This window comes from Pseudomonas sp. 2995-3 (assembly GCF_002742565.1).
GTDB classification, from domain to species: Bacteria; Pseudomonadota; Gammaproteobacteria; order Pseudomonadales; family Pseudomonadaceae; genus Aquipseudomonas; species Aquipseudomonas edaphica.
Window position 1 is genome coordinate 98,086 of the sequence record NZ_LJSB01000315.1, and the last position, 24,718, is coordinate 122,803.

Below are 24,718 nucleotides of genomic sequence, written 5' to 3' on the forward strand. Positions count from 1 at the left end.
GCTGGTCAGGCGGCCTGCATGGATCTATAACTCTTGCAGCCAACCCCACACCCGGCCTGGAGGCATTCGCAATGCTCAAGCTTTACGGATTTTCGGTCAGCAACTACTACAACATGGTCAAACTGGCGCTGCTGGAGAAAGGCCTGCCGTTCGAAGAAGTGCCGTTTTACGCAGGCCAAACCCCTGAAGCCCTGGCCGTCAGCCCGCGTGGCAAGGTGCCGGTGCTGGGCGTCAAGCAAGGCTTTATCAACGAAACCAGCGTGATCCTCGAGTACATCGAGCAAACCCAGGAAGGCCCGTCATTGCTACCCGCCGACCCGTATCAGCGCGCCCAGGTGCTGGCGTTGTGCCGGGAGATCGAGCTGTATATCGAGTTGCCCGCCCGCGCGTGTTTTGCCGAGGCGTTCTTTGGTATGCCGGTGCCGGATGCGATCAAGGACAAAACCAAGGCTGAGTTGTTGCTGGGGGTTGGTTCTTTGGGCCGGCACGGCAAGTTCGCGCCGTATGTGGCGGGTGAGAGCTTCACGATTGCCGATCTGTATTTCATGTACAGCGTGAACCTCGCCTGCGCGGTGGGCGAGAAGCTGTTTGGCCTGGATTTGCTGGCGCAGTTGCCGAAGGCCAAGGCCTTGCTGGAGCGCTTGCATGAGATGCCCAACGCCAAGAGGGTGGCGGCGGACAGGGAGGCAGCGATGCCGGCGTTTATGGCGATGATTGCGGCCAAGAAGTAGATATTTGGCGGCAGGGATGACGCTATCGCAGGCAAGCCAGCTCCCACATTTTGAATTGTGAACCCATTCAAGTGTGGGAGCTGGCTTGCCTGCGATGCTTTTAGCGGTTGGCGAGCAGTGCCTGGCCGCGCACAACGGCTGCCTTGACCTGCGCCGGCGCAGTGCCGCCCACGTGGTTACGGGCATTCACCGAGCCTTCAAGGGTCAGCACGGCGAACACGTCCTGCTCGATCTGGTCGCTGAACTGGCGCAGTTCTTCCAGGCTCATTTCCGCCAGGTCCTTGCCGGTGTCCACGCCGTACTTCACAGCATGACCGACGATTTCGTGGCAGTCACGAAATGGCAGGCCACGGCGCACCAGGTAGTCCGCCAGGTCGGTGGCAGTGGAGAAACCGCGCAATGCCGCTTCACGCATGATCGCGTGCTTGGGCTTGATCGCCGGGATCATGTCTGCAAACGCACGCAACGAATCGCGCAGGGTGTCGGCAGCGTCGAACAGCGGCTCTTTGTCTTCCTGATTGTCCTTGTTGTAGGCCAGGGGTTGGCCTTTCATCAAGGTCAGCAGGCCCATCAGCGCGCCGAACACACGGCCGCTCTTGCCGCGCACCAACTCCGGTACATCGGGGTTTTTCTTTTGCGGCATGATCGAGCTGCCGGTGCAAAAGCGGTCCGGCAGGTCGATGAACTGGAATTGCGCACTGGTCCACAGCACCAGCTCTTCGGAGAAGCGCGACAGGTGCATCATCGCAATGCTGGCGGCGGCGCAGAATTCGATGGCGAAGTCGCGGTCCGACACGCCGTCCAGGGAGTTGCCGCCCACGGCGTCGAAACCCAACAGCTGCGCGGTGTATTCGCGGTCGATCGGGTAAGTGGTGCCGGCCAATGCCGCGCTGCCCAACGGCATGCGGTTGGCGCGCTTGCGGCAGTCCACCAGGCGCTCGTAGTCGCGGCTGAGCATTTCGAACCAGGCCAGCAAGTGGTGGCCGAAGGTCACAGGCTGCGCGGTTTGCAAGTGGGTGAAACCGGGCATGATGGTGCCCGACTCACGCTCGGCCTGCTCCAGCAGACCTTTTTGCAGGCGGGTGATTTCGGCCAGGATCAGGTCGATCTCGTCACGCAACCACAGGCGGATATCGGTGGCCACCTGGTCGTTACGGCTGCGACCGGTGTGCAGTTTCTTGCCGGTCACACCGATGCGGTCGGTGAGGCGCGCCTCGATATTCATGTGCACGTCTTCCAGGTCGACGCGCCAGTCGAACGTGCCGGCTTCGATCTCACCGCGGATGGTGGTCAGGCCGTCGATGATGCTGTCGCGCTCGGCGTCGGTCAGCACGCCGACCTTGGCCAGCATCGTGGCGTGGGCGATCGAGCCCATGATGTCGTGGCGGTACAGGCGCTGGTCGAAGGTGACGGAGGCGGTGAAGCGCGCGACGAAGGCGTCGACGGGTTCACTGAAGCGGCCGCCCCAGGACTGGTTGGTCTTGTCGGTGCTCATGGATTCGCTCGTGATCTGCTTAAAAAGAGGCGTGGAGGTGTGCCGCCGATAATAACAGGGTTGCCCGTTGAGGCGATGCTACGGGTGATCGGCATTTTTATTTGCGCCAAGGATGGCTAAGTGCCTTGCCGCCGAACGCATCCGGGACGAGACTGGGGGCAGGCGTTAATTGAAACGATATTTGACGATTGAGCAATATCGTCTCAGCGAGCGTCTACAGTTGCACTGATAGAGCGTGAATGCACCAAAGTCGGGTGATGCGGTCATAGCCCAGACTATCCATTAAAAAAGGGGGGTATTCGGATTGTGTATCAGCAAACCCTACGACGATGCCCAAAGGCAGCAGGTCTTGGGCGCAATTGAACAGGTCCGGGTAAATTTGGGTGCCGCTGCCGGGGCACTTTTTGCCGCTCGCGCTAGTCTTAGCGTGGATCGCTGTGACGCAAGTCACCGCACCTGTCTACGCTATCCTTGTGCGAGACTCACGCAGGAATCCAGCGCAATATGAATGTCCTGATCGTTGATGACGAACCCCAAGCCCGCGAGCGACTGAGCCGTTTGGTCAGTGAACTCGAGGGTTATACAGTCCTTGAACCGAGCGCCACCAACGGCGAAGAGGCGTTGACGCTGATCGACAGCCTCAAGCCGGACGTGGTGTTGCTCGATATCCGCTTGCCGGGCCTTGATGGCCTGCAAGTCGCCGCCCGTTTGAGTGAGCGAGAATCGCCACCTGCCGTGGTGCTGTGTGCCGCTCAAGAAGAGTTTTCCACCGAGACCCTGGAAGCCAGCGGTGTCAGCTTCATCGTCAAGCCGGTGGCGAGTGAAGCATTGCTCAAGGCCCTTAAGAAGGCCGAGCGACCAAACCGCGTGCAACTCGCTGCGCTGACCCAGCCGGCCGCCCAAAGTGGCAATGGGCCGCGCAGCCATATCAGCGCGCGGACCCGCAAGGGCATCGAACTGATCCCGTTGGACCAGGTGGTCTACTTTATTGCCGATCACAAGTACGTGACCCTGCGTCACGAGACCGGCGAAGTGTTGCTCGACGAGCCGCTCAAGGCCCTTGAAGATGAGTTTGGCGACCGCTTCGTGCGCATCCACCGCAACGCACTGGTGGCGCGCGAGCGAATAGAACGCTTGCAGCGCACGCCTTTGGGGCACTTTCAGTTGTTCCTTAAAGGGCTTAACGGTGATGCCTTGATCGTCAGCCGACGTCATGTCGCCGGCGTGCGCAAGATGATGCAGCAGCTTTAGCCCAAGGGCTGTAGCGAGGCCTGCATTCCGATATCCCGGTGCGACGTGGCCAGGGAGGCCCCGCACTTGCTGATTCAAATCAAAGCGTGTTTGCCTGAGCTGTTATTATCTGCCGTATCTATTCAGTACGGATTGATCCATGTCCTCTCGCGAAATCCGCATCGCCACTCGTAAAAGCGCCCTGGCCTTGTGGCAGGCCGAATACGTCAAAGCACGCCTTGAACAGGCTCATCCAGGCCTCAAAGTATCCCTGGTGCCCATGGTGAGTCGCGGCGACAAGCTGCTTGACTCACCCCTGTCGAAGATCGGCGGCAAGGGCTTGTTCGTCAAGGAACTGGAAACCGCGCTGCTCGAAAACCAAGCCGACATCGCCGTGCATTCGATGAAAGACGTGCCCATGGACTTCCCCGAAGGCCTGGGTCTTTTTTGCATCTGCGAGCGTGAAGACCCGCGTGATGCCTTCGTCTCCAATACCTACGTGTCCCTGGATGACCTGCCGTTGGGCAGCGTCGTCGGCACCTCCAGCCTGCGTCGTCAGGCGCAATTGCTGACCCGTCGCCCGGACCTGCAGATTCGTTTTTTGCGCGGCAACGTCAACACCCGATTGGCCAAGTTGGACGCCGGCGAATATGACGCGATCATCCTTGCGGCTGCCGGCTTGATCCGCCTGGGCTTCGAAGACCGCATCACCTCGGCCATCAGCGTCGAAGACAGCTTGCCAGCCGGCGGGCAGGGCGCAGTCGGCATTGAATGCCGCACCGCCGACAGCGAAATCCATGCCTTGCTCAAACCCCTCGACCACCACGACACCGAAGTGCGTGTCACTGCTGAACGTGCCCTCAACAAGCACCTCAACGGTGGCTGCCAAGTGCCGATTGCCTGCTACGCGGTGCTTGAAGGTGAAAACCTCTGGCTGCGTGGCTTGGTCGGTGATCCGGACGGCGGCACGTTGCTCACCGCCCAGGTGCGTGGGCCACAACGTGACGCGACCGCCTTGGGTATCCAGGTCGCAGAAGAGTTGCTGGGCAAGGGCGCCGGCGCCATTCTGCAAAAAGTCTACGGCGAGGCCGGCCCGCAGTGACCGATTGGCGCGTGCTGCTGACGCGGCCCGCTGAAGAGTCGGCGGCCGTGGCTGCGTTGTTGGCCCAAACTGGTATTTTCAGCAGCAGCCTGCCGTTGCTGGATACCGAAGCTTTGCCCGCCACGCCCGAGCAACGGGCTGTTTTTGCTGACCTGGGCCGCTATAGCGCGGTGATTGTGGTGAGCAAACCGGCTGCACGCCTGGCTGTGCAGCAATTGCAGCAGCCCTGGCCATCGTTGCCGTGGTTCAGTGTGGGCGCTGCCACTGCGCAGGTACTGGCCGATCACGGTCTCAACGTTCACTATCCGCAAACCGGCGACGACAGCGAGGCCTTGCTTCAATTGCCGGCCTTGCGCGAAGCTGCCGCGCAGCCCGGTGCCCGGGTGTTGATCCTGCGTGGCGAGGGCGGCCGGGAGTTGCTGGCTGAGCGTTTGCGTGAGCAAGGTGCTAGTGTCGATTATCTGGAGTTGTATCGTCGTTTCCTCCCGGCTTACCCCGCCGGGGCGCTGATGCAACGCATCCAGTTGGAACGCTTGAACGGCCTGGTGGTCAGCAGTGGGCAGGGTTTTTTACACCTGCAAGCCCTGGCCGGCCCCGATTGGCCGAAGGTGGCTCAGCTGCCGTTGTTCGTGCCCAGCCCTCGCGTGTCTGAAATGGCGCGGGCCGCTGGTGCAGAAAAAGTTGTGGATTGTCGCGGCGCGAGTGCCGCGGCTTTGTTAGTGGCGTTGCGCAGCGCTGCCTCATAAGGCATGCGGCGCCCACTCTCTGATACGCAAAGGACGGATACGTGAGCGAAACAACCTTGCCTAAAGATGACACCCAACCCGCACTTGATGCGCCGGTTGAGTCGCAGGTCGCCGCGCCACGCCGTGGCAATGGCCTGGCGGTTGTGGCCCTGTTGCTCGGTGCCGCAGGCGTCGCCGCCGGTGGCTGGGGGATCTGGCAGGTCCGTGCCCTGCAAGCCAGCAACCAGCAGCAGTTGGGCCAGGTACAGACCCTTGATGATCAATCCCAATCCCTCAAGCAAAGCCAGCAACAGCTGGCGGCGCGCCTGGCGCAGTTGCCTGGGGCGGACGAGCTTGAGGAGCGCCGCCGCCTGGTCGCCCAATTGCAGGGTGACCAGCAGCGTCTGAGCCAACGCCTTGAAACCGTGCTGGGCGCCAGTCGCCAGGACTGGCGCCTGGCTGAAGCCGAACACCTGATCCGCCTGGCCAGCTTGCGCCTCTCTGCCTTGCAGGACATCAACAGCGCCCAGTCACTGGTCCAGGGTGCTGACGAAATTCTGCGCGAACAGAGTGACCCAGGCGCCTACGCCGCCCGCGAGCAGTTGGCCAAGAGCCTTGCCGCGCTACGCAGTACCGAGCAACCCGACCGCACCGGTTTGTACCTGCAACTGGCGGCACTGCGCGATCAGGTCGTAGCGCTTGCGGCTATCGCACCGGAGTATCAGCTCACTGAACCTGCATCCGAAGGGCGCTCGACCACCGATACGGAAAATCGCCTGAGCCAGTGGTGGGAGCAGATCTCTCGTTACTTCCGAATCGACTTCAACCCCGATGACAACATTCGCCCGTTGCTCGCCGGCCAAGGCCTGAATCAGGTGCGCCTGGCGCTGAGCCTGGCGCTGGAGCAAGCCCAGTGGGCCGCACTTAACGGCGAAACGGCGGTGTACAGCCGCTCGCTGGGTGAAGCGCGCAGCGTGCTGCAGGACAACTTCAATCAGGACAACCCGCAGAGCAAGGCGATGCTGGCGCGCATTGCCGAGCTCGAGCCCAAGGCGGTTTCGGTGGTGACGCCGGACCTGGCCAGCAGCCTGGCCGCAGTGCAGGCCTATCTTGAGCGCCGTCATCTGTCTGCCGATGAAGCCAAGGCGTCGGCGGGCACGCCGGCGACCCAGGAGTAGAGCCGATGAAGCGTTTTTATGTGATCCTGGTGTTGGCGGTTGCGATCGCTCTGGCACTGGGCGTGGGTATTTCGAAACACACCGGCTACGTGCTGATTACCTATCCCCATCTGCTGCATTACGAATCGAGCCTGTGGGCCACGCTGGTGGCGGTGTTTGCCGTCTTTCTGGTGATCTACCTGCTGCGTGTGCTGCTCAGCTTGCTCACCACCTCCGGTGGCGTAGTCAACCCATGGTCGCGGCGTAACCGCAGCCGTCGTGTGCAGATAGCCATCGAGCAAGGCCAGATGGACCTCGCCGAGGGCCGCTGGGCCAGCGCCGAACGTCACCTGCATCGCGCTGCTGAAGCCGAGCGTCAGCCGTTGTTGTACTACCTCGGCGCCGCACGTGCTGCCAACGAACTGGGCCGGTATGCGGAGTCCGACGGTTTGCTGGAGCGTGCCTTGGAACGCCAGCCACAGGCGGAACTGGCTGTGGCCCTGAGCCATGCGCAACTGCAGATGGACCGTGGCGACACTGAAGGTGCGCTGGTGACGTTGCAAGCGATGTACGAGCGTCACCCACATAACGCGCAGGTCTTGCGCCAATTGCAGCGTCTGCATCAGCAGCGGGGCGATTGGCCGTCGGTGATTCGCTTGTTACCCGAACTGCGAAAGGACAAGGTACTTCCCGCTCCCGAGCTGGCTGAGCTTGAGCGCCGTGCCTGGGGTGAAAACCTTGGGCTGGCGGTCGAGCGTGAACAGCAGGGCGAAGCCGGGTTGCAGTCTTTGGAGAGAGCGTGGGAGCAACTGACCTCCGCCCAGCGCCAGGAACCGCAACTGGTGTTGGCTTACGCTGAGCAACTGCGTCGGCTGGGTGCTGACGCCAAGGCCGAAGAAGTGCTGCGTGGCGCAATCAAGCGCGGCTATGACAGCCATCTGATCCGGCTTTACGGTTTGTTGCGTGGCAGTGACCCGGGCCGTCAGCTGAAATTTGCCGAAGGCTGGCTCAAAGACCATCCGGGGGATGCCAGCCTGTTGTTGACACTGGGTCGCCTGTGTCTGCAAAACAGTCTGTGGGGCAAAGCACGCGACTATCTGGAAAGCAGCCTGCAAGTGCAGCGTAATCCCGAAGCCTGTGCTGAGCTGGCGCGCTTGCTGGCCCAACTGGGCGACACCGAGCGCAGCAACCAGTTGTTCCAGGAAGGTCTGGGGCTTCTGGACAGCCGCTTGCTGGCATCACCGCTGCCGGTGCCTGCGCGAGTGTAGGAATGAAGGTCAAGGTTGGCCGGACCTTTCTGAGGGCCAACCTTTCTTTATCGCGTAAAACCCGGGCGCTAAAGCTCTACGTAGCAAATTCCTACCGCCAACTGCTTGAAGTCATCCAGGTTCTGACGGCATATCCCCAGGCTGTTGCGGAATTGTCTGCTCTGGCGCGTATTGAAAGGAGTCAGGCCTTTACTCTACCGTAAGGGTCTATCTCCTGCGGTACGGATGACAATGTCTTTGGCCCCTTCACGCTCTCTGTTTCTCCTGGCGTTCTTGGCTGGTGCGCTGACGTTGGGTGCGTCTTTTTATCTTGAGTTCGGCGCGCTCTTGCGTCCTTGCTTCCTGTGTCAGGTGCAGCGCATCTTTTTGGCCGCATTCACTCTGATTAACCTGGCTGCGGCGATTCATAACCCAAAACGTTCAGGGGTCTACCTATACGGGTTGGCCAGCATGGGCTGCGCAATGCTCGGGGCCATCACTGCGGTACGCCAGGTGCTGCTACAAAATGCCGCGCCGGAGCAGGCCAGTGATTGCTGGCCCAGTCTTCACTACATGATTGAAAACCTGTCGTTATGGCAAGCACTGCAACTGACTGTAAAAGGCACCGTGGACTGCGTAGAGCTCAACTGGACACTGTTTGACCTGAGCCTGCCCGAATGGAGCCTGTTGTTCTTTTTGGCGATGCTGGTGCTCGGCATCATGCAGTTTTCACGATTGTTGCCGGGCCGTCGCTTGCACCCTGCGAGGTATTGAAAATTCGCCGTAATGTGTAGGACGGGATTAAACACTTGTATGAACTTTCTCTCCTGCGTACCTTGAAGCCATAGTCATGCGGGCATAATCTGGCCCGCACGCGTTATAGAAACCGTTTGTGACATGCGGCCTTGTCCGGCTCCCGCCTCAATGTTTGAGGTGTTGCGCGGGCACAGGCGGCAGCGCCCCTATAGGGAAGAGAGATCACCATGCTGGAAAGTTGTCAGAATGCTCAGGAACGCTGGGGTGGAGTGCACAAGCTGATCGACAGCTGGTTGAAGGCACGTCACGAACTGGTTCGAGCCTTTGATGCTCTTGGCGCCAAGCCCGAGGCACTGGCTGAGAATCGCAAACCGTTGCAAGAGTTCTGCGGCGTGCTGATGGATTACGTATCTACGGGCCACTTTGGTGTCTACGATCAACTGACCAAGGAGGCTAAAGCCTTTGGCGATGATCGAGGGTTGGAGCTGGCTGATACTATCTATCCGCGCTTGGAGGCTATCACTGAGAAGCTCGTTGCCTTTAACGACCTGTGTGATGCCGGCAAGTGTGTCATTGAGAAATTCAAAGAGCTGGGTGGGTTGCTGCATGAGCGCTTCGAGTTGGAAGACTGCCTGATCGAAGTGCTGCACAACGCTCACAAAGAAGAGTCGGCCGCCCAGGCTTGACCCTCAGAGTGAGATAAAAAAACGGTGCCATGGCGCACCGTTTTTTATTGGGTCAGTGGCGAGTGCCGAGCAATTCGATCTCGAACACCAGTGGCGTATACGGCGGGATCAACTCACCCGCACCGTCGGCACCATAGGCCTGGGCGGAGGGAATTACCAAGCGCCATTTCGCGCCTACCGGCATCTGCTGCAGCGCGCTGCTCCAACCACTGATCACACTGTCCAGGCGAAACCATTGGGGCTGAGTGCTCTTGTCGAAGACTGTCCCATCGGGCAGCCGTCCTACGTAATTTACGTGCACCTCATCACTGGCCAGCGGTTTGCTGCCGTTGCCGGGTGCCAGCTCGGTTAGCAGGATGCCATCTGCCAGTTCACGCACGCCGCTGACGGATTTTTCCTTGGCTAAAAACTGCTGTTCGGCAGCGAGGGCTTTTTCGCTTTGTGGAACCTCGGCGTCGGCAGCGTTTTGTGCTTCGTGTTGCGCAAGGATCTGTTCGATGCGTGCATCGTCCAGCGCCAATGGCTTGCCCTGATAGGCTTGCTTGAGGCCATCGAGCAGGGCTTGGATCTGCAGGTCGGGAACCTGCTGGCGCAAGCGCTCGCCGAGGCTTGCGCCCAAACTGTAGGCAAGGTCGTGTGGGTCTGGGGCGGTGGTTTTGGACGGCGATTGCTCGCCTGCATTGGCCACGCCAATCGCCAAGCCAAGCACTAAAAAAAGATAACGCGACATGCTGTTTCTCCCGCCGAAAGTGCGACGGATTATGCCAGTGTGAGTGGGCAAAAAGTGCCGCAGTTTTTTGTTATATCGATAAGAATTTACTCACGGTGCAACGCAAGGCAAACGATACTGTCAACATGCCCTAGCGGCGGTAAGAGCAGAGGGCTAGTATGAGCCGCACCCACGTCAGCCAGGAGGTAAACCATGTCGGCCAAACAGAAGCCTGTTAATACCCCGTTGCATTTACTCCAACAACTTTCGGGCAGCTTGCTCGAACATCTGGAAAGCGCATGTTCCCAAGCGTTGGCCGATGCAGAAAAACTGCTCGCCAAACTGGAAAAACAACGCGGTAAAGCGCAAGAAAAGCTGCACAAATCCCGCACCAAACTGCAAGACGCCGCGACTGCCGGCAAAGCCAAGGCACAAGCCAAAGCCAAAGACGCGGTCAAAGAACTTGAGGACCTGCTGGACGCTCTCAAGGATCGCCAAGCTGAAACCCGCACTTACATTTCCCAACTCAAAAAAGATGCTCAGGAAAGCCTGAAACTGGCCCAGGGCGTTGGTCGAGTGAAAGAAGCTGTGGCTAAAGTATTGGGCGCCCGCACACCGGCAAAAGCTGCCGCGTCGAAAGCTCCAGCCAAGGCTGCGGCCAAGCCAGCTGCAAAAACTGCTGCTGCAAAACCAGCGGCCAAGCCAGCTGCTAAAACCGCTGCTGCAAAACCAGCGGCCAAGCCAGTTGCTAAAACCGCTGCTGCAAAACCAGCGGCCAAGCCAGCTGCTAAAACCGCTGCTGCAAAGCCAGCGGCCAAGCCAGCAGCTAAAACCGCTGCTGCAAAACCAGCTGCCAAGCCAGCAGCTAAAACCGCTGCTGCAAAGCCAGCGGCCAAGCCAGCAGCTAAAACCGCTGCTGCAAAGCCAGCGGCCAAGCCAGCAGCTAAAACTGCTGCTGCGAAACCAGCCGCCAAGCCAGTGGCTAAACCCGCTGCTGTAAAACCAGCCGCTAAGCCAGCTGCCAAACCTGCTGCCGCTAAGCCAGCTGCAAAGCCAGCCGTTGCCAAGCCTGCTCCGGCCAAGCCAGCAACTCCGGCAGCCGCGCCTGCTACCCCGGCAGCGTCCAGCGCTCCAACCGCATCGGCCAGCAGCACCCCTGCACCGGTAGCGCCAAGCACCACCCCAACCAGCGCTTCCTAAGTGCGGGTGGCCACGACGCGCAGCTGCTGCAGCGCGTCGTGGTCAAGGTTGGCGGCTTCGGTCGCCAAGCCTTCCAGCCATTTCGGTTGACTCACTTCCCCAGTCGGCCATGCCTGCGCCAACGCTTCCAGGCGCGCTAACAATTCCCGTTCGGCCTCCAGCTCCAGAGCTTTGACTCGCTCGCGTAATGCCGCCAGAGGCATATCCTGTTGCGCCAGGGATCGCCATTGCATGCGCATCTGTCGTAACGGTTTGACCACCGTTTTTTGCCAAGGGCGTGCTAGCTGCTGCAGTGCCTGAATACGCGCAGGCTCAAGTGCAACGCCACGCTGCTCCAGCCAGGCGCCACACAGCAACAGGCACACATCCGCGCCGTGTTCCTGCAAGCGCAGGCAGGCGGCTTCGCACCCTGGGCGGGCGTAAATCGATAGGGCAAAGCTCCACAGGTCAGCGCACATATTCACACCCAAGCCAGCGGCCAACGAAGCTGGTAGACTCCGCCGCCATTATGATCCGACTTCAAAGCCTAACATTACAGCGTGGCCCGCAACGTCTTCTTGAAGACGCCGAGCTGACCCTGCACGCCGGTCACAAAGCCGGCCTGATCGGTGCCAACGGCGCCGGCAAATCCACGTTGTTCGCCCTGTTGCTGGGTGAGCTGACCCCGGATTCCGGGGACTGCTTGCTGCCGGCCGACTGGCGCATCGCCCATATGCGCCAGGAGATCGACACCCTCGACCGCATTGCGATCGACTACGTGCTCGATGGCGACCTGCGCCTGCGCCAGGTGCAACACGACCTGGCCGAGGCCGAGAAAGCCCAGGACGGCGCCGCTCAGGCCCGCCTGCACTCGGAGCTGGACAGTGCCGACGGTTACACCGCCGATGCCCGTGCCCGCAAGATGCTGGCCGGTCTTGGGTTTACCAACGAACAGATGGATCGCCCGGTCGCCGACTTCTCGGGTGGCTGGCGCATGCGCCTGAACCTGGCCCAGGCGCTGATGTGCCCCTCGGACTTGTTGCTGCTCGACGAACCGACCAACCACTTGGACCTCGATGCGATCCTGTGGCTGGAAGACTTCCTCAAGAACTATCAGGGCACCTTGTTGCTGATTTCCCACGACCGGGACTTCCTCGACGCCGTGGTCGATAACATTGCCCACGTCGAACAGAAGAAAATCACGCTGTACCGAGGCGGCTACACCGCGTTCGAACGCGCGCGCGCCGAGCGTCTGGCCCAGCAGCAACAGGCCTTCGAAAAGCAGCAGGCGCAACGTGCGCACATGGAAAGCTACATCGCCCGGTTCAAGGCCCAGGCCACCAAGGCCCGCCAGGCCCAGAGCCGGATCAAGGCGCTGGAGCGCATGGAAGAGCTGTCGGCGGCCCATGTCGATTCGCCGTTCGACTTTGTATTCCGTGAGTCGGTGAAAATCTCCAGCCCCTTGCTGGATCTTTCGGATGCACGCCTGGGTTATGGCGATAAAACCATCCTGGAGAAGGTCAAGCTGCAGCTCACGCCGGGTGCGCGCATCGGTTTGCTTGGCCCTAACGGTGCGGGCAAATCGACGCTGATCAAGAACCTGTCCGGCGAGCTTGAGCCTTTGGCCGGCCGCCTGACCCGTGGCGAGAACACGGTGGTGGGCTACTTCGCCCAGCATCAGTTGGATTCCCTGGATTCCAAGGCGAGCCCGTTGCTGCACTTGCAGCGTCTGGCGCCGACCGAGCGCGAGCAAACGTTGCGCGACTTCCTCGGCGGCTTCGACTTCCGTGGCGCACGCATTGATGAGCCGGTGCTGAATTTCTCCGGCGGCGAGAAGGCCCGTCTGGCCCTGGCGTTGATTGCCTGGGACAGGCCGAACCTGCTGCTGCTCGACGAACCGACCAACCACCTGGACCTGGAAATGCGCCTGGCGCTGACCATGGCCCTGCAGGAGTTCAGTGGCGCGGTGCTGGTGGTGTCTCACGATCGCCACTTGCTCAAGAGCACTACCGACAACTTCCTGCTGGTGGCTGACGGCAAGGTCGAAGAGTTCGACGGCGACCTGGACGACTATGCGCGCTGGCTGACCGATTACCGCCTGCGCAACGCGCCGGTGAGTAATACGCCGGTGAACCCTGACAAGACCGACAAGAAGGCCCAGCGCCAGGCCGCCGCTGCCCTGCGCCAGCAGTTGGCGCCGCACAAGCGCGAAGCTGACAAGCTGGAAGCCGAACTGGGCAAGGTGCATGAGCGCCTGGCCAAAATCGAAACCAGTCTGGGCGACAGCGCCGTCTACGAGGCGGCGCGCAAGGACGAGCTGCGCGACCTGCTGGCCGAACAGGCCAAGCTCAAGGTGCGCGAAGGGCAGTTGGAGGAAACCTGGATGGAAGCCCTCGAAGTGCTCGAAACCTTGCAAGCGGAGCTGGAGGCGCTGTCCTGATGGAAGCGTTGCAGTTGCCGCTGCCGGCACAATGGATCGCGCCGATCTGGGTCGGCGTGCAGATACTGCTGATCCTGCTGGCGGGTTATTTCGCCCAGCGCTTCGTGGCCAAGGGCTTGAATCGACTGGGTGAACGCTACCCGTTGCCACCGCAGTTGCTGATGCCACTGCGTGGTGGACTGCGCTGGCTGATCATGGGCAGTGCGCTGATTTTTGTGCTGGAGCGCCTGGGCGTTTCCGCCACCGTGTTGTGGACGGCGTTGTCGGGGTTTGTCGCAGTCGCGGCCGTGGCGTTTTTTGCCATGTGGTCGGTACTGTCCAACCTGCTGTGTGCGATTTTAATCTTCACTGTCGGGCCGTTTCGCCTCGGTGATATCGTCGAGCTGGTGGATACCGTCGACAAGCCGGGTGTAAAAGGCCGGGTGGTGGCGATTAACTTGCTCTACACCACATTGATCGAAGTGGAGGAGGCTGGCACTGACAGTGCGATGGTACAGGTGCCAAATAGTCTGTTCTTCCAGCGCTCGGTGCGACGTTGGCCAGGTACCCATACGTTTCCGGGTGACCGTTGACACTCAATGCGGGTAAAAATCTGTAGCCAGCCTTCACTCGGCGGAGTTAGCTTTAGGCACAACCGCTAATTCTTCTCCGAGGTGTGTAATGGCACTCGACACATGGCTTGCCTTTTTCCTGGCCAGTTGGATCATCTCTCTTTCCCCCGGCGCTGGTGCCATCGCTTCGATGTCCAGCGGCCTGCAATACGGTTTCCTGCGCGGCTACTGGAACGCCATTGGCCTGCAACTGGGCCTGGCGATGCAGATCGCCGTGGTGGCGGGCGGCCTGGGTGCCATTCTTGCGGCCTCTTCGACCGCGTTTTATGCGATCAAATGGTTTGGTGTGGCGTACCTGGTGTACCTGGCCATCAAACAGTGGCGCGCCTTGCCGATGGACATGAGCGAGGATGCGACGATACGCCCGATCGGCAAGCCAATGGCGATGATGTTCCGTGGTTTCCTGGTCAACGCCAGCAACCCCAAGGCCCTGGTGTTCATGCTGGCGGTTCTGCCGCAGTTCGTGAACCCGCAGGCGCCGCTGCTGGTCCAGTACCTGATCCTGGGCGCAACCATGATCAGCGTCGATATGATCGTAATGGCGGGTTACACGGGGCTTGCGTCGAAAGTCTTGCGGCTGCTGCGCACACCCAAGCAGCAAAAACGCATGAACCGCACGTTTGCAGGCTTGTTTGTGGGAGCTGCGGGGTTTCTCGCCAGCTTGCATCGCGCAACGGCTTGATTGACGAAAACCGGCTAAAAATGTGGGAGCTGGCTTGTCGAGTCGTCGCACCGCTGCGATAGCATCACCGAGGTGTAACTGACGCACCGCAGTGTCTGCATCGCAGGCAAGCCAGCTCCCACATTAGTTATGTGTTGGCTTTGAAACGCGTGCTCAGCGCAGAATCTTCGGCGCTTCGTCCCTTGGCAGGTTATTGCGCAATGCAGGCTTGCCCGGGTCTGCGTAGCCACCTCCCAGCTGTTCCGCCAGTTGGCGCGCCACATCCTCACCCAAGGCTTTCGACACTTCCCGCACCACACGCGGCCGGTTCAGGCTCACACGCACGTCACGGTTGTTCACCAGCTTGGTGTCCTGGCCTTCACCCATGGCGGTAAATGCCGAGGTGATCTCGAAGGTGCGGGTATTGATCAGGCTGAAATCGGCCACCAACGTCAGGCCCAGCACTGCTGAGTAGCTGTTGGTGTGGTCCAGGGCGTTGATGTCCTGGGTGAAGTCGATGTCTGACAGCGTACCGAACAGCACATAGTCCGCGCCCTTGAAGTTACCGGCCTTGATGCGTTTGATCACATCATAGACGTCACCCTTGGCGTCGGCGGTGTAGGGCGTGCCCTGCACCAGCTGAAACTGGTGCGATTTGAGGATCTCGCCCTTGATATCGCCGCTGAATTTACGCAATTCAGTCTGTTCGATATAGCTGGTGCGGCTCTCGTACTCGCTGTAGGCCGAGGCACCGCTGGCGTTGTACGCGCTGGCCTGGAAGTTGTTGCTGGCCGACACCGCGTGGATGTACTCCTCGACGCGCGCCTCATAGGCCAGGTCGGTGACCGCGATCTTCGGGGCGGCCGAGGCGCCAAAGGCGCACAGCAGGCTGATCATGCCGATCCATGCACGCATTGCTTAGCGCTCCGTGGTCTTGCGGATTTCTTTCTCGTCCATCCATTCGGCCAGGCCGCTTTCAACGTCGATCAGTTGCAGGCTGAACTTGTAGAACACGTCCTTGTAGTCCGAGCTGCGCTTGACGATGGAGCTGATGGAACCTTCCAGGCGGTACTTCGCGGCGACCATGTTGCCGGTCTTGCTCACTGTGGATTTCTTGTACAGGCCGCTCTGGTTTTGCAGCTTGAGCTGGTCGACCTGGCTTTGCATGTCGGTGTTATCGCTGGCGAAACGCGCGGTGCCGGTTTTCATCAGCTGGGTCTTGATCGACGTGGTGATCTCGCGGGTATCGATGTACTCGCTGGTCTTGTTCTTCACGTCATAGACCTGTACCACCGGGCGGCCTTGCAGGATGCCGGACTGGGCCAGGGAGCGGGTCATGCTCTCGGCAATCATCTGCAGGTCGGTGGAGCCGAACTCGTTGGTCACCAGCTCCACGGCCTTGGAGTCGCCGTAGCTGATGTTCTTGCCGCCGAGTACCGGCGAGGTGTTGGAGCAACCGCTGGCCAGAAGGGCAACGAGGGCGAGAATCGAGAAGCGTGCAAACATGGGGAAATCTCTCTGAATACGGTTAGCGCAGCGGCTCAAGGGGTTTTCACTTCGAGACGGAAGTCAGCGGCCTGGGGCAGGTTGGCGATCGCAGGCAGGAACGTTGCCTGGTTGGCGTACAGGTTCAGCACTTTCCAGGTTTCTTCATCACCCACCGGGAAACCATCGGCACCCAGCCAGGCGAAGCGGTAATACATCATCTGGTTGCTGCTGGTGATGTTGCTCAACTGCACCTTGGCGGTCAGGAAGCCATTTTCGCGGGCCACGCGGATGGCGCCGACGGCGATGCCCTTGAACTTGCCCATCACCACGATTTTGCTGGCGGCGCTGCCGGGTTCCGGTGGCGGCGCAGTGGCGCAGCCGGCGAGCAGGACCAGCGCCAGGGCGCCGAGGATGAAATGACGCATAGCGTGCTCCTTAAGGTTGTTTGAGGGCGATAGCCTGGGTGGAAGTGCTCGGCACCACATGGGCTGCAAGGCCACCGGCGAACACCTGGTTGCCGACCACGCGCAGGGTGATGACCTGATAGCGCTGGTCGGCCTTGACCGTCACCCGCGTGCCGCCCAGTGCGTTGGGCAAGCTGACTTGGTGCTCGCCGTGCTTGAGGCGCAGGCGTGTCACTTGGGTCATGTCCGGCAGGGTGCGCCAGGTGCGGGTGTCGGCGCCTTCGGTCACGGCCGAGGCGATGCCCAGCACCAGCCCCGCCATGGGGTTGGTCTTGTTCAGGTTGTTTTGTGTCACGCCACGGCTGACCGCACGCACAGTGGTGCGCAGGATGATCCCCGGCATGTCGTCACGCAGGGCGCGGCGGGACATGGCGGTGGTGCTGTTGAGCACGGTGAGGTTCTGCTGTTTTCCGTCGACGCCGATCTGGCCGAAGGCCTGGGTGGAAGTGTCGGCCTTGATCACCGGGAACGACAGCGGGGTGATCACCAAGTGGCCGTCAATCGGAATCGGCAGCGGCAGGCGGATCGAGTCACGCGCCGGTGCCAGGCCACTCTGCACCACGATGAGTACATCGGTCTCGTCGGCGCCGACCTTGGACTTGTCCAGGTCCAACAACGCCTGTTCCAGCAGCGGTGTGTTGGGGCGCAACTCGGCAGCCTTGCGATAGCCCGGTGCAGCCAGGTCTTTTTCACCCAGGGCTTCGTAGACAAAGCCTGCCAGGTAATGGCTGAACGCACTCTGGTAACTGTTCTTCAGGCCGACCACTTCCGGCGCGTCCAGCGCTTCCACCGGGTAGCCGCGCAGGTCTTTGATCTGGGTAGTGACGCCCTGGCGCTCGGCTTCGTTTTCGCGCTTTAAGTATTCCTTGTCTCGCAGGTCGGCGATTACGGCTTCGCGCTCGTGGGTCTTCTTGATCTCGGTGCGGGCGCCGTCGAAATCATTCAGGGCCAGCAGGTTCAGGGCCATCTGGGTGGTCAGCATGACTTTTTCGTAGTCATAACCTTCGTAGCGACGCACCTTGTCGTTGACCAGGAAGCTGCCGAACTGGGCGAGGTACTTTTCGCTGTCGAACTTGACCGATTCTTCCCACTTGAACACTTGCAGGTCGGCGCTGCGCCAGGCGGTCTGGCTGCCGGTGAGGTCGCCTTTGGCGCGCAACAACTCGCCCTTTTCAAAGAAGTAGAGCAGGTCCTTGTCTTCGCCGGTGTTGTTTTTTTCCAGCAGGGTCAGGGCGCCGTCGACGTTACCGGTGGCCAACTGCTGGTTGGTGGCTTGCAGCTCGGTGTCGTAGCTGCGAAACATTGAACAACCGGAGAGCAAGGTAACCGCCGCCAGTGTGAGCGGGGTTAAGGCGCGAAATGCCATGCAAACTTCTTCCCTGAGAGTGATCGGCTGATGTGCAAATTCCTCATAAAAACGAGGAAATAAATTCCCTTTTGCAATAACAGGGCGCGGCATTATAGGCGTCATTGCTGGCAAAACAATGGCTTTTTGCCGCTGCAAGTGGCGCTGAGATGCCATTGCTTGTCTCTTGATTGCACGGGGCTCACAGGCGCCAAATCACGAACGCCTTGAGTCAAACGCTTTAAAATTCAACAATGTGTTACTTCGTATTTCCCTTTGAGATTCATTCATGATTGCCCCCATCCGTTTTCTCGCCTGGTTGCTGCTGCCAGCCTTGATGTCATGCAGCTTCAACCTGCTGGCCGCGACTGCCGAGGGCGCCCCACAAGCCCTGCATTTGTTGGACTACATTGGCGCTGACTACCCTCCGACGGTGGAGGCGGGCAAGGTTATCGATGAATCCGAATATCGCGAACAAGTAGAGTTTCTCGGGGTGTTGCAGGGGCTGGTGGCCGAGCTGCCGCAAAGGCCGGAGCGCGCCGAGTTGGTCAAGGGCGTCGACGAATTGTTAGCGGCTGTATCCGCTCACCAGGACGGCGCGACCGTCGCCCGCCAAGCCCGTCAGCTGGGCGCCAAGTTGGCGGTGGCCTATGAAGTCAGCCAGGCACCGGCTATCACGCCAGACCCTGCGCGGGGTGCGCCGCTGTACGCCCAGCACTGCTCGGTGTGCCACGGTACTGCCGGTGCGGGTGATGGCCCGGCGTCCACGGGCATGACGCCGCCGCCAGCGAACCTGCGCGATGCGGTACGTCTGGACCGCCTGAGTCTCTACGCGATTTACAACACGTTGGGCCTGGGTGTTGAAGGCACCGACATGCCGTCCTTCGCCGACCAACTGGATGACCGTCAGCGCTGGGACCTGGCCACCTACATTGCAGGCTTCACCGCCGACCCGGCTGCCGCCAAAAGCGAACAGCCTTTCAACCTTGCCGACCTCGCTCGCCAAACCCCCAACGAGGTGCTGGCAGCCAGTGGCCCAGCCGCTGCCGCGACGTTCCGCGCCCAGCGTGCGCAGCCGCCACAGGTTAAGCGTGGCCCGGCGCAGTTGCTCGACTACACCGCGACCACGTTGGACAAGAGCCTCGCCGCGTTCCGCAACGGCGATCACGAACAGGCCTATGACCTTTCGGTCGCAGCGTACCTGGAAGGCTTTGAGCTGGTAGAAAGCTCCCTGGATAACGTCGACGCCAACGTGCGTAAAGACACCGAGAAAGCCTTGATGGCCTACCGGCAGTCGTTGCAGGACGGCCTGCCGGTCGAGCAGGTGCAACAGCGCCTGGACGTGGCCAAAGGCAAACTCACCGAATCCGCCGGATTGTTGGGCAGTGATGGCCTGAGCTGGTCGCTGAGCTACATCTCTGGTTTGCTGATTCTGCTGCGCGAAGGCCTTGAGGCGATCCTGGTACTGGCGGCGATCCTGGCGTTCCTGCGTAACACCGGCCAGCAATCGGCGGTGCGCAGTGTCAACGTCGGCTGGGGTTTGGCGCTGCTGGCTGGCTTGGCGACCTGGGCACTGGCGGCATATGTGATCGACGTGAGCGGCGCCCAGCGCGAATTGCTCGAAGGCTGCACGGCGTTGTTCGCCAGTGTGATGGTGTTGTGGCTGGGCGTATGGATGCATGACCGACGCCACGCGGCGGCCTGGCAGGATTACATCAAGAGCAGCCTGGTCGGCGGAGGGGGGCGTTTCGGTTTTGCGATGCTGGCGTTTTTCTCGGTCTATCGCGAGCTGTTCGAGGTGATCCTGTTCTACGAAACCCTGTGGCTGCAAGCGGGCCCTGCCGGGCACAACGCGGTACTGGCGGGCGGCGCCACGGCGCTGGTGCTACTGGTAGGGTTGGCGTGGGTGATCCTGCGCGGCTCGGCGAAACTGCCGCTGGCGTTGTTCTTCGGTATCAACGCGGCGCTGCTGTGCGCGCTGTCGGTGGTGTTCGCCGGGCACGGCGTCAAGGCCTTGCAGGAAGCGGGCATCTTCGGCACACGGCCGGTGGCGTTCTTTGATTTCGACTGGCTGGGCATTCACGCCGATGCGTACTCGTTGAGTGCGCAGGCTGTGGCGATCCTGGCGATTGTGGTGCTGTACGGCCGCAGTCGCCTGGCCGAGAAGCGTCGAGTGGTGGCATAAGCATGCGGGTGTGGATCGATGCAGACGCCTGTCCGCGAGCAGCCAAGGACCAAGTGGTGAAGTTCGCGCTCAAGCGCCAGTTCGAAGTGGTGCTGGTGGCGGGTCAGAGCCAGATCAAGCCGAGCTTTGCCTGTGTGAAGCTGATCGTGGTGCCCAGCGGCCCGGACGCGGCGGATGACTATCTGGTGGAGCACGCCGTGCCCGGTGAGTTGGTGATCTGCAGCGACGTGCCGTTGGCCGACCGCCTGGTGAAGAAGGGCGTCACAGCCCTCGACCCCCGCGGCAAGGAGTTCAGCCCGGCGAACATGAGTGAACGGCTGGCGGTGCGCAACCTGTTCACCGACCTGCGTGAGCAGGGCCAGATGGGCGGCGGCCCACCGCCCCATGGTGAAAAGGACAAGCAGGCGTTTGCCAATGCGCTGGACCGTATCCTCACCCGATTAATGCGCCAGGCCTGACCTTGCAGTGAATGGGTTTGTTGTAGCAGTTGGGCTTGTTGTGGCGAGCAGGCTTGCCCTGCGTTGGGCTGCGCAGCAGCCCCAGACCCCACAACCTCGCACAGCCTGACACACCGCGCTGCCTGAATTGGGGCGGCTTCGCCACCCAGCGCAGGGCAAGCCTGCTCGCCACCCCATTTATCGCGGGTTAATCATTCTCGTGGGTCAGTTCCAGCACGCGATCCACCAACTTGTTGATGCCTGACGCCACCTCGCTGATGCGCTTGCCGAGCATGTAGGCCGGCGTGGTCACCAGCTTGCGGGCCTTGTCCTCGACGATATCCTCGACAGCGCACTCCTGATGAGTGGCGCCCATCTTGTCCAGGGCCGCCGCCGTGTCGGGGCAGTTGCCGATGGTGCAGGTCACGCCGGGGCCGTAGATTTTTGCGGCCAGGGCTGGCGAGATGCAGATCAGTCCCACAGGCTTGCCGGCTTCGGCAAAGGCTTCGGCCAGCTCCAGCACTTGCGGGTTGACGCTGCAACCGGCGCCCTCCACGGCAAAGTTCGAGAGATTCTTCGCTGCGCCAAACCCGCCAGGCACGATCAGTGCGTCGAACTCGTCGGCGTTGGCTTCACGAATGTCTTTCACCTCACCTCGAGCGATGCGCGCCGACTCCACCAGCACATTGCGCGACTCGGGCATCTCTTCACCGGTAAGGTGGTTGATCACGTGCAGCTGCGCAATGTCTGGCGCAAAACATTGGACCTGAGCGCCGCGCTGATCCAGGCGCAGCAGCGTGATCACACTTTCATGAATCTCTGCGCCGTCGTACACGCCGCAGCCGGAAAGGATCACTGCAATCTTTTTGCTCATGGGCATCTCTCCTGTTTTTGTGGCGTTAAATGTCTACTAATTTGTCACCTGTTGCCAATGGGATCTCCTGCGGCTACACCTAATCTTGATGTAACAAAAATACATCGGACTAGCCCATGGACTTCGTGCCTTACGCGGTACCGTTTTTTATTGCCTTGATCGTGGTCGAGCTGCTGGCCGATCGCTGGCGCGGTGAACGCAATTATCGGGTGGCGGACGCTATCAACAGCCTCAGCACTGGTGTGCTGTCCACCACCACCGGGTTGTTGACCAAAGGTGTGGGCCTGCTGACCTACGCGTTTGCCCTCAAGCACCTGGCGCTGATTGAGCTGCCTGCCCAAAGCGTGTGGACCTGGGTGTTCGCCTTTGTGTTTTACGACTTCTGTTACTACTGGCTGCACCGCTGCGGCCATGAGCGCAACATCCTCTGGGCTGCGCACTCGGTGCATCACCAGAGCGAGGACTACAACCTCACCACCGCGTTGCGCCAGACCAGTACCGGCTTCCTGCTGAGCTGGATCTTCTACTTGCCCCTGGCCGTCGTGGGCGTGCCGCTGGTGGTGTTTATCAGCGTGGCCTCGCTCAATCTCCTGTATCAATTCTGGGTACACACCCGTCACGTGCCCAAGCTCGGCTGGTTCGAGTGGTTTTTCGTCACGCCGTCCAATCATCGTGCCCACCATGCGCAAAACGCTCTCTACATGGATCGCAACTACGGCGGGGGGTTCATTATTTGGGACCGCCTGTTCGGCAGCTTTCAGGAAGAAGACGATAACGAGCCGGTGATCTTCGGCGTGACCACGCCGTTGGCCAGTTGGAACCCGCTATGGGCCAACCTGCAGTTTTATGCACAGTTGTGGAGTGATGCGCGGCGCACTGAGAGCTGGTGGGACAAGCTGCGTATCTGGTTCATGCGCACCGGCTGGCGCCCGGCGGACGTGAAAGCCAAGTACCCGATGGCCAAGCCCGATTTGAGCCAGTTCCGCAAATTCGAGGTGCCGCTGGACGCGCGCCAGCAGGTTTATATCGCCCTGCAATTTGCAGCGTATGTAGGGTTTGGCAGTTACCTGATGAATTTCGGCGAGGGGCTGCCCACGGCGGCGCTGGTGCTGGGCTGGAGTGCGATGGCGCTGGGGCTGTTCACCTTGGGCGTGGCCCTGGAGAATCGGCCGTGGGCGCTGAAAGCCGAGCTGGTGCGCCTGGGACTGAATGTGCCGTTGGTGTGGCTGGCGCCGCTGGTCGGCTTGTGGCCGGCCAGCAGCCTGGGCTGGCTGGGCCTGGTGAGTTACAGCTTGCTCAGTGCGATCGGCCTCTACTGTTGCAGAAGCCGGCTTACTCGACTGGCGTCTTAGGCGGTTGCTCCGGCGCCTGCTCGGCAGCCAGCCGGGCCTTGGCCTCAGCACAGGCTTCGCGGGCGATACGCGCGTTCTTGAAGCGCCGGCGCAGCCACAGGCCAAAGCCCAGCAATAGCAACGCGCCCAGCACCCACAGCTCGTATTTCTTGACGCTGCCGAGCATGCCTTCCAGCACCGCGCCGAAGTGGTAGGCCGCCGCGCCCAATGCCGCGGCCCAGATGGCGGCGCCGATGCCGTTGAGGATCAAGTAGCGGGCCGGCGGGTAGCCCGACAGGCCAATCGCCACCGGCATCACGGTGCGCAACCCATAAACGAAGCGGAAGCTCAGCACCCAGATATCCGGGTGCTTGCGGATATGTTCCAGGGCCTTGTCACCCATCAATTGCCAACGCGGCTTGCGCGCCAGCAGCTTGCGCCCGTGTTTGCGCCCCAGGAAATACCACAGCTGGTCGCCGGCATAGCTGCCAAAAAAGGCAACGACCACCACCAGGTTGATATCCATGTAGCCACGGAACGCCAGGAAGCCTGCGAGAACCAAAATGGTTTCGCCTTCAAAGAAGGTGCCCAGGAAGAGCGCAAAGTAGCCGAAGTCATGCAGAAATTGTTGAAGCATGGTCTGGGGTGCTGGCGAAATGAACGCGCAGCCTACGCCTTCGTGAACATTCATGAAAGTATCGAGATGTGTCACGAAGTGAACAATTCCTACATAAACGACGAATGCGACTACAGGTCGCATCGATAAGCACAACTGTCATTCCTTCGTCATAATGGCCGCTTATAACTGCAACGCTCGCCCGTAAACGCGGGCTCAGGAGTCTGTCGTGAGCTTTACCCCTGCCAATCGCCTGTTCCCCGCCACCCGTCTGCGACGCAATCGCCGTGATGATTTTTCTCGCCGCCTTGTACGTGAAAATGTACTGACGCCGAATGATCTGATCCTGCCGGTGTTTGTGCTGGACGGCGAAAATCGTCGGGAGGCTGTGGCGTCGATGCCGGGCGTGGAGCGCTTGACCATTGATTTGCTGCTTGAAGAGGCAGCCGGTTGGGTTGAACTGGGGATTCCGGCATTGGCGCTGTTCCCGGTGACACCGGCCGAGCTCAAGTCCCTCGACGCCGCCGAAGCCTGGAACCCGGAAGGCATCGCCCAGCGCGCCACCCGGGCTTTGCGTGAGCGTTTCCCGGAACTGGGTGTAATCACCGACGTGGCGCTGGACCCGTTCACCACCCACGGCCAGGATGGCATTCTCGACGAAGACGGCTATGTTCAGAACGACATCACCGTTGATGCGCTGGTCAAGCAGGCCTTGTCCCATGCAGCAGCAGGCGCCCAGGTGGTGGCACCGTCGGACATGATGGACGGCCGCATCCAGGCGATCCGCGAAGCCCTGGAACTGGCCGGCCACGTCAATGTGCGCATCATGGCCTACTCGGCCAAGTACGCCAGCGCCTATTACGGCCCGTTCCGCGATGCGGTGGGTTCGGCGTTGAACCTGGGCAAGGCCAACAAGGCCTCGTACCAGATGGACCCGGCCAACAGCCATGAAGCGCTGCACGAAGTGGCGGCCGACCTGGCCGAAGGCGCCGACATGGTGATGGTCAAGCCCGGGATGCCGTATCTGGACATCCTTTATCGGGTCAAAGAGGAATTCAAGGTGCCGACCTTTGTCTATCAGGTCAGCGGTGAATACGCCATGCACATGGCCGCGATCCAGAATGGTTGGTTGAGTGAAGGGGTGATCCTCGAATCCCTGACTGCCTTTAAACGTGCGGGTGCTGATGGCATTCTGACCTACTTCGCCGCCCGCGCTGCCCAATTGCTTAGAGAGCAACAATAGCCCTCA

The 24,718-nt window shown here is 60.7% G+C and carries 26 protein-coding genes; 17 read left to right on the forward strand and 9 right to left on the reverse strand.

Annotated features, from left to right (window positions below):
* The first annotated feature begins 71 nt into the window (after window positions 1-71).
* Window positions 72-731, forward strand: coding sequence for a glutathione S-transferase family protein (locus AOA62_RS27525; RefSeq protein WP_099550276.1), 660 nt, complete (start codon window positions 72-74; stop codon window positions 729-731).
* A 100-nt stretch (window positions 732-831) separates the two neighbouring features.
* Here AOA62_RS27525 and argH read toward each other — a convergent pair whose 3' ends face one another.
* On the reverse strand, window positions 832-2,226 hold the full coding sequence (gene argH / locus AOA62_RS27530; RefSeq protein ID WP_099550277.1) for an argininosuccinate lyase: 1,395 nt from the start codon (window positions 2,224-2,226) through the stop codon (window positions 832-834).
* 504 nt (window positions 2,227-2,730) lie between these two features.
* Between argH and AOA62_RS27535 the strand changes: the two genes are divergently transcribed.
* The 8 genes from AOA62_RS27535 (at window position 2,731) to AOA62_RS27570 (ending at window position 9,129) form a co-directional block, all read left to right on the forward strand.
* Window positions 2,731-3,477, forward strand: coding sequence for a LytTR family DNA-binding domain-containing protein (locus tag AOA62_RS27535; protein ID WP_099550278.1), 747 nt, complete (start codon window positions 2,731-2,733; stop codon window positions 3,475-3,477).
* A 139-nt stretch (window positions 3,478-3,616) separates the two neighbouring features.
* Window positions 3,617-4,558 (forward strand): hydroxymethylbilane synthase, encoded by a 942-nt coding sequence (gene hemC, locus AOA62_RS27540; RefSeq protein ID WP_017135003.1) that lies wholly within the window; start codon window positions 3,617-3,619, stop codon window positions 4,556-4,558.
* Entirely contained in the window at window positions 4,555-5,304 is a 750-nt protein-coding gene (locus tag AOA62_RS27545) for a uroporphyrinogen-III synthase (protein WP_017135004.1), read from the forward strand. The genes hemC and AOA62_RS27545 overlap by 4 nt, the downstream gene beginning before the upstream one ends.
* A gap of 41 nt (window positions 5,305-5,345) precedes the next feature.
* Entirely contained in the window at window positions 5,346-6,461 is a 1,116-nt protein-coding gene (locus tag AOA62_RS27550) for a uroporphyrinogen-III C-methyltransferase (protein WP_099550279.1), read from the forward strand.
* Between the two features lie 5 nt (window positions 6,462-6,466).
* On the forward strand, window positions 6,467-7,708 hold the full coding sequence (locus tag AOA62_RS27555; protein WP_017135005.1) for a heme biosynthesis protein HemY: 1,242 nt from the start codon (window positions 6,467-6,469) through the stop codon (window positions 7,706-7,708).
* 2 nt (window positions 7,709-7,710) lie between these two features.
* Entirely contained in the window at window positions 7,711-7,911 is a 201-nt protein-coding gene (locus AOA62_RS27560; protein WP_032865418.1) for a hypothetical protein, read from the forward strand.
* Window positions 7,912-7,939: 28 nt separating this feature from the next.
* A complete protein-coding gene (locus AOA62_RS27565; RefSeq protein ID WP_017135006.1) occupies window positions 7,940-8,461 on the forward strand; it encodes a disulfide bond formation protein B in 522 nt (173 codons plus the stop codon).
* 209 nt (window positions 8,462-8,670) lie between these two features.
* On the forward strand, window positions 8,671-9,129 hold the full coding sequence (locus AOA62_RS27570; RefSeq protein WP_017135007.1) for an Rsd/AlgQ family anti-sigma factor: 459 nt from the start codon (window positions 8,671-8,673) through the stop codon (window positions 9,127-9,129).
* Between the two features lie 52 nt (window positions 9,130-9,181).
* Here AOA62_RS27570 and AOA62_RS27575 read toward each other — a convergent pair whose 3' ends face one another.
* Window positions 9,182-9,859, reverse strand: a complete 678-nt coding sequence (locus AOA62_RS27575) for an FKBP-type peptidyl-prolyl cis-trans isomerase (RefSeq protein ID WP_017135008.1) — start codon at window positions 9,857-9,859, stop codon at window positions 9,182-9,184.
* Between the two features lie 192 nt (window positions 9,860-10,051).
* Here AOA62_RS27575 and AOA62_RS32295 point away from each other — a divergent pair, with 192 nt between their 5' ends.
* Entirely contained in the window at window positions 10,052-11,038 is a 987-nt protein-coding gene (locus tag AOA62_RS32295; protein WP_099550280.1) for an AlgP family protein, read from the forward strand.
* Here the strand turns inward: AOA62_RS32295 and AOA62_RS27585 are convergent.
* On the reverse strand, window positions 11,035-11,496 hold the full coding sequence (locus AOA62_RS27585; RefSeq protein WP_099550281.1) for a TIGR02444 family protein: 462 nt from the start codon (window positions 11,494-11,496) through the stop codon (window positions 11,035-11,037). The two genes, AOA62_RS32295 and AOA62_RS27585, sit on opposite strands and share 4 nt — an antisense overlap.
* A gap of 50 nt (window positions 11,497-11,546) precedes the next feature.
* Here AOA62_RS27585 and AOA62_RS27590 point away from each other — a divergent pair, with 50 nt between their 5' ends.
* The 3 genes from AOA62_RS27590 to AOA62_RS27600 all read left to right on the forward strand — a co-directional run bounded on the left by AOA62_RS27590 (window position 11,547) and on the right by AOA62_RS27600 (window position 14,750).
* Window positions 11,547-13,457 (forward strand): ATP-binding cassette domain-containing protein, encoded by a 1,911-nt coding sequence (locus AOA62_RS27590; RefSeq protein ID WP_056860786.1) that lies wholly within the window; start codon window positions 11,547-11,549, stop codon window positions 13,455-13,457.
* Window positions 13,457-14,029, forward strand: a complete 573-nt coding sequence (locus AOA62_RS27595) for a mechanosensitive ion channel family protein (protein ID WP_017135231.1) — start codon at window positions 13,457-13,459, stop codon at window positions 14,027-14,029. Before AOA62_RS27590 ends, AOA62_RS27595 begins: the two co-directional genes overlap by 1 nt.
* 88 nt (window positions 14,030-14,117) lie before the next feature.
* Window positions 14,118-14,750 carry a LysE family transporter gene (locus AOA62_RS27600; RefSeq protein ID WP_017135232.1) on the forward strand — a complete coding sequence of 211 codons (633 nt, stop codon included), beginning with the start codon at window positions 14,118-14,120 and terminating at the stop codon, window positions 14,748-14,750.
* Between the two features lie 153 nt (window positions 14,751-14,903).
* Here the strand turns inward: AOA62_RS27600 and AOA62_RS27605 are convergent, their stop codons facing one another.
* Genes AOA62_RS27605 through AOA62_RS27620 form a run of 4 tightly spaced genes read right to left on the reverse strand, consistent with a single transcriptional unit; the run spans window position 14,904 to window position 18,047 of the window.
* Window positions 14,904-15,644: a penicillin-binding protein activator LpoB gene (locus AOA62_RS27605; protein WP_099550282.1), complete on the reverse strand. Its 741-nt coding sequence runs from the start codon at window positions 15,642-15,644 to the stop codon at window positions 14,904-14,906.
* 3 nt (window positions 15,645-15,647) lie between these two features.
* Window positions 15,648-16,235 (reverse strand): penicillin-binding protein activator LpoB, encoded by a 588-nt coding sequence (gene lpoB / locus AOA62_RS27610; protein ID WP_017135234.1) that lies wholly within the window; start codon window positions 16,233-16,235, stop codon window positions 15,648-15,650.
* 35 nt (window positions 16,236-16,270) lie between these two features.
* Entirely contained in the window at window positions 16,271-16,642 is a 372-nt protein-coding gene (locus AOA62_RS27615) for a YcfL family protein (RefSeq protein ID WP_017135235.1), read from the reverse strand.
* Window positions 16,643-16,652: 10 nt separating this feature from the next.
* Window positions 16,653-18,047 (reverse strand): COG3014 family protein, encoded by a 1,395-nt coding sequence (locus tag AOA62_RS27620; RefSeq protein WP_099550283.1) that lies wholly within the window; start codon window positions 18,045-18,047, stop codon window positions 16,653-16,655.
* A gap of 268 nt (window positions 18,048-18,315) precedes the next feature.
* On the opposite strand from AOA62_RS27620, the gene AOA62_RS27625 reads away from it, so the two are divergent.
* Entirely contained in the window at window positions 18,316-20,211 is a 1,896-nt protein-coding gene (locus AOA62_RS27625) for an FTR1 family protein (protein WP_017135237.1), read from the forward strand.
* Window positions 20,212-20,213: 2 nt separating this feature from the next.
* Window positions 20,214-20,669, forward strand: a complete 456-nt coding sequence (locus AOA62_RS27630) for a YaiI/YqxD family protein (protein ID WP_017135238.1) — start codon at window positions 20,214-20,216, stop codon at window positions 20,667-20,669.
* A 187-nt stretch (window positions 20,670-20,856) separates the two neighbouring features.
* On the opposite strand, the gene elbB is transcribed toward AOA62_RS27630, so the two are convergent.
* Window positions 20,857-21,522, reverse strand: a complete 666-nt coding sequence (gene elbB, locus AOA62_RS27635) for an isoprenoid biosynthesis glyoxalase ElbB (RefSeq protein ID WP_017135239.1) — start codon at window positions 21,520-21,522, stop codon at window positions 20,857-20,859.
* Window positions 21,523-21,638: 116 nt separating this feature from the next.
* Here elbB and AOA62_RS27640 point away from each other — a divergent pair, with 116 nt between their 5' ends.
* The gene (locus tag AOA62_RS27640; RefSeq protein WP_099550284.1) at window positions 21,639-22,874 is read left to right on the forward strand and encodes a sterol desaturase family protein; all 1,236 of its coding nucleotides are present in this window, start codon (window positions 21,639-21,641) and stop codon (window positions 22,872-22,874) included.
* On the opposite strand, the gene AOA62_RS27645 is transcribed toward AOA62_RS27640, so the two are convergent.
* On the reverse strand, window positions 22,855-23,490 hold the full coding sequence (locus AOA62_RS27645; protein WP_026013544.1) for a DedA family protein: 636 nt from the start codon (window positions 23,488-23,490) through the stop codon (window positions 22,855-22,857). The two genes, AOA62_RS27640 and AOA62_RS27645, sit on opposite strands and share 20 nt — an antisense overlap.
* A gap of 208 nt (window positions 23,491-23,698) precedes the next feature.
* Here AOA62_RS27645 and hemB point away from each other — a divergent pair, with 208 nt between their 5' ends.
* Window positions 23,699-24,712, forward strand: coding sequence for a porphobilinogen synthase (gene hemB, locus AOA62_RS27650; protein ID WP_099550285.1), 1,014 nt, complete (start codon window positions 23,699-23,701; stop codon window positions 24,710-24,712).
* Window positions 24,713-24,718: the final 6 nt, after the last annotated feature.

What these genes read in the sequence shown, in the direction of transcription:
- elbB (WP_017135239.1), bottom strand. Translation starts at nt 21,522, where the DNA reads ATGAGCAAAAAGATTGCAGTGATCCTTTCCGGCTGCGGCGTGTACGAC.
- hemC (WP_017135003.1), top strand. Translation starts at nt 3,617, where the DNA reads ATGTCCTCTCGCGAAATCCGCATCGCCACTCGTAAAAGCGCCCTGGCC.
- lpoB (WP_017135234.1), bottom strand. Translation starts at nt 16,235, where the DNA reads ATGTTTGCACGCTTCTCGATTCTCGCCCTCGTTGCCCTTCTGGCCAGC.
- AOA62_RS27645 (WP_026013544.1), bottom strand. Translation starts at nt 23,490, where the DNA reads ATGCTTCAACAATTTCTGCATGACTTCGGCTACTTTGCGCTCTTCCTG.
- argH (WP_099550277.1), bottom strand. Translation starts at nt 2,226, where the DNA reads ATGAGCACCGACAAGACCAACCAGTCCTGGGGCGGCCGCTTCAGTGAA.
- AOA62_RS27615 (WP_017135235.1), bottom strand. Translation starts at nt 16,642, where the DNA reads ATGCGTCATTTCATCCTCGGCGCCCTGGCGCTGGTCCTGCTCGCCGGC.
- AOA62_RS27535 (WP_099550278.1), top strand. Translation starts at nt 2,731, where the DNA reads ATGAATGTCCTGATCGTTGATGACGAACCCCAAGCCCGCGAGCGACTG.
- AOA62_RS27555 (WP_017135005.1), top strand. Translation starts at nt 6,467, where the DNA reads ATGAAGCGTTTTTATGTGATCCTGGTGTTGGCGGTTGCGATCGCTCTG.
- AOA62_RS27620 (WP_099550283.1), bottom strand. Translation starts at nt 18,047, where the DNA reads ATGGCATTTCGCGCCTTAACCCCGCTCACACTGGCGGCGGTTACCTTG.
- AOA62_RS27585 (WP_099550281.1), bottom strand. Translation starts at nt 11,496, where the DNA reads ATGTGCGCTGACCTGTGGAGCTTTGCCCTATCGATTTACGCCCGCCCA.
- AOA62_RS27525 (WP_099550276.1), top strand. Translation starts at nt 72, where the DNA reads ATGCTCAAGCTTTACGGATTTTCGGTCAGCAACTACTACAACATGGTC.
- AOA62_RS27575 (WP_017135008.1), bottom strand. Translation starts at nt 9,859, where the DNA reads ATGTCGCGTTATCTTTTTTTAGTGCTTGGCTTGGCGATTGGCGTGGCC.
- AOA62_RS27565 (WP_017135006.1), top strand. Translation starts at nt 7,940, where the DNA reads ATGTCTTTGGCCCCTTCACGCTCTCTGTTTCTCCTGGCGTTCTTGGCT.
- AOA62_RS27625 (WP_017135237.1), top strand. Translation starts at nt 18,316, where the DNA reads ATGATTGCCCCCATCCGTTTTCTCGCCTGGTTGCTGCTGCCAGCCTTG.
- AOA62_RS27605 (WP_099550282.1), bottom strand. Translation starts at nt 15,644, where the DNA reads ATGCGTGCATGGATCGGCATGATCAGCCTGCTGTGCGCCTTTGGCGCC.
- AOA62_RS27595 (WP_017135231.1), top strand. Translation starts at nt 13,457, where the DNA reads ATGGAAGCGTTGCAGTTGCCGCTGCCGGCACAATGGATCGCGCCGATC.
- AOA62_RS27600 (WP_017135232.1), top strand. Translation starts at nt 14,118, where the DNA reads ATGGCACTCGACACATGGCTTGCCTTTTTCCTGGCCAGTTGGATCATC.
- AOA62_RS27640 (WP_099550284.1), top strand. Translation starts at nt 21,639, where the DNA reads ATGGACTTCGTGCCTTACGCGGTACCGTTTTTTATTGCCTTGATCGTG.
- AOA62_RS27570 (WP_017135007.1), top strand. Translation starts at nt 8,671, where the DNA reads ATGCTGGAAAGTTGTCAGAATGCTCAGGAACGCTGGGGTGGAGTGCAC.
- AOA62_RS32295 (WP_099550280.1), top strand. Translation starts at nt 10,052, where the DNA reads ATGTCGGCCAAACAGAAGCCTGTTAATACCCCGTTGCATTTACTCCAA.
- AOA62_RS27590 (WP_056860786.1), top strand. Translation starts at nt 11,547, where the DNA reads ATGATCCGACTTCAAAGCCTAACATTACAGCGTGGCCCGCAACGTCTT.
- AOA62_RS27630 (WP_017135238.1), top strand. Translation starts at nt 20,214, where the DNA reads ATGCGGGTGTGGATCGATGCAGACGCCTGTCCGCGAGCAGCCAAGGAC.
- AOA62_RS27560 (WP_032865418.1), top strand. Translation starts at nt 7,711, where the DNA reads ATGAAGGTCAAGGTTGGCCGGACCTTTCTGAGGGCCAACCTTTCTTTA.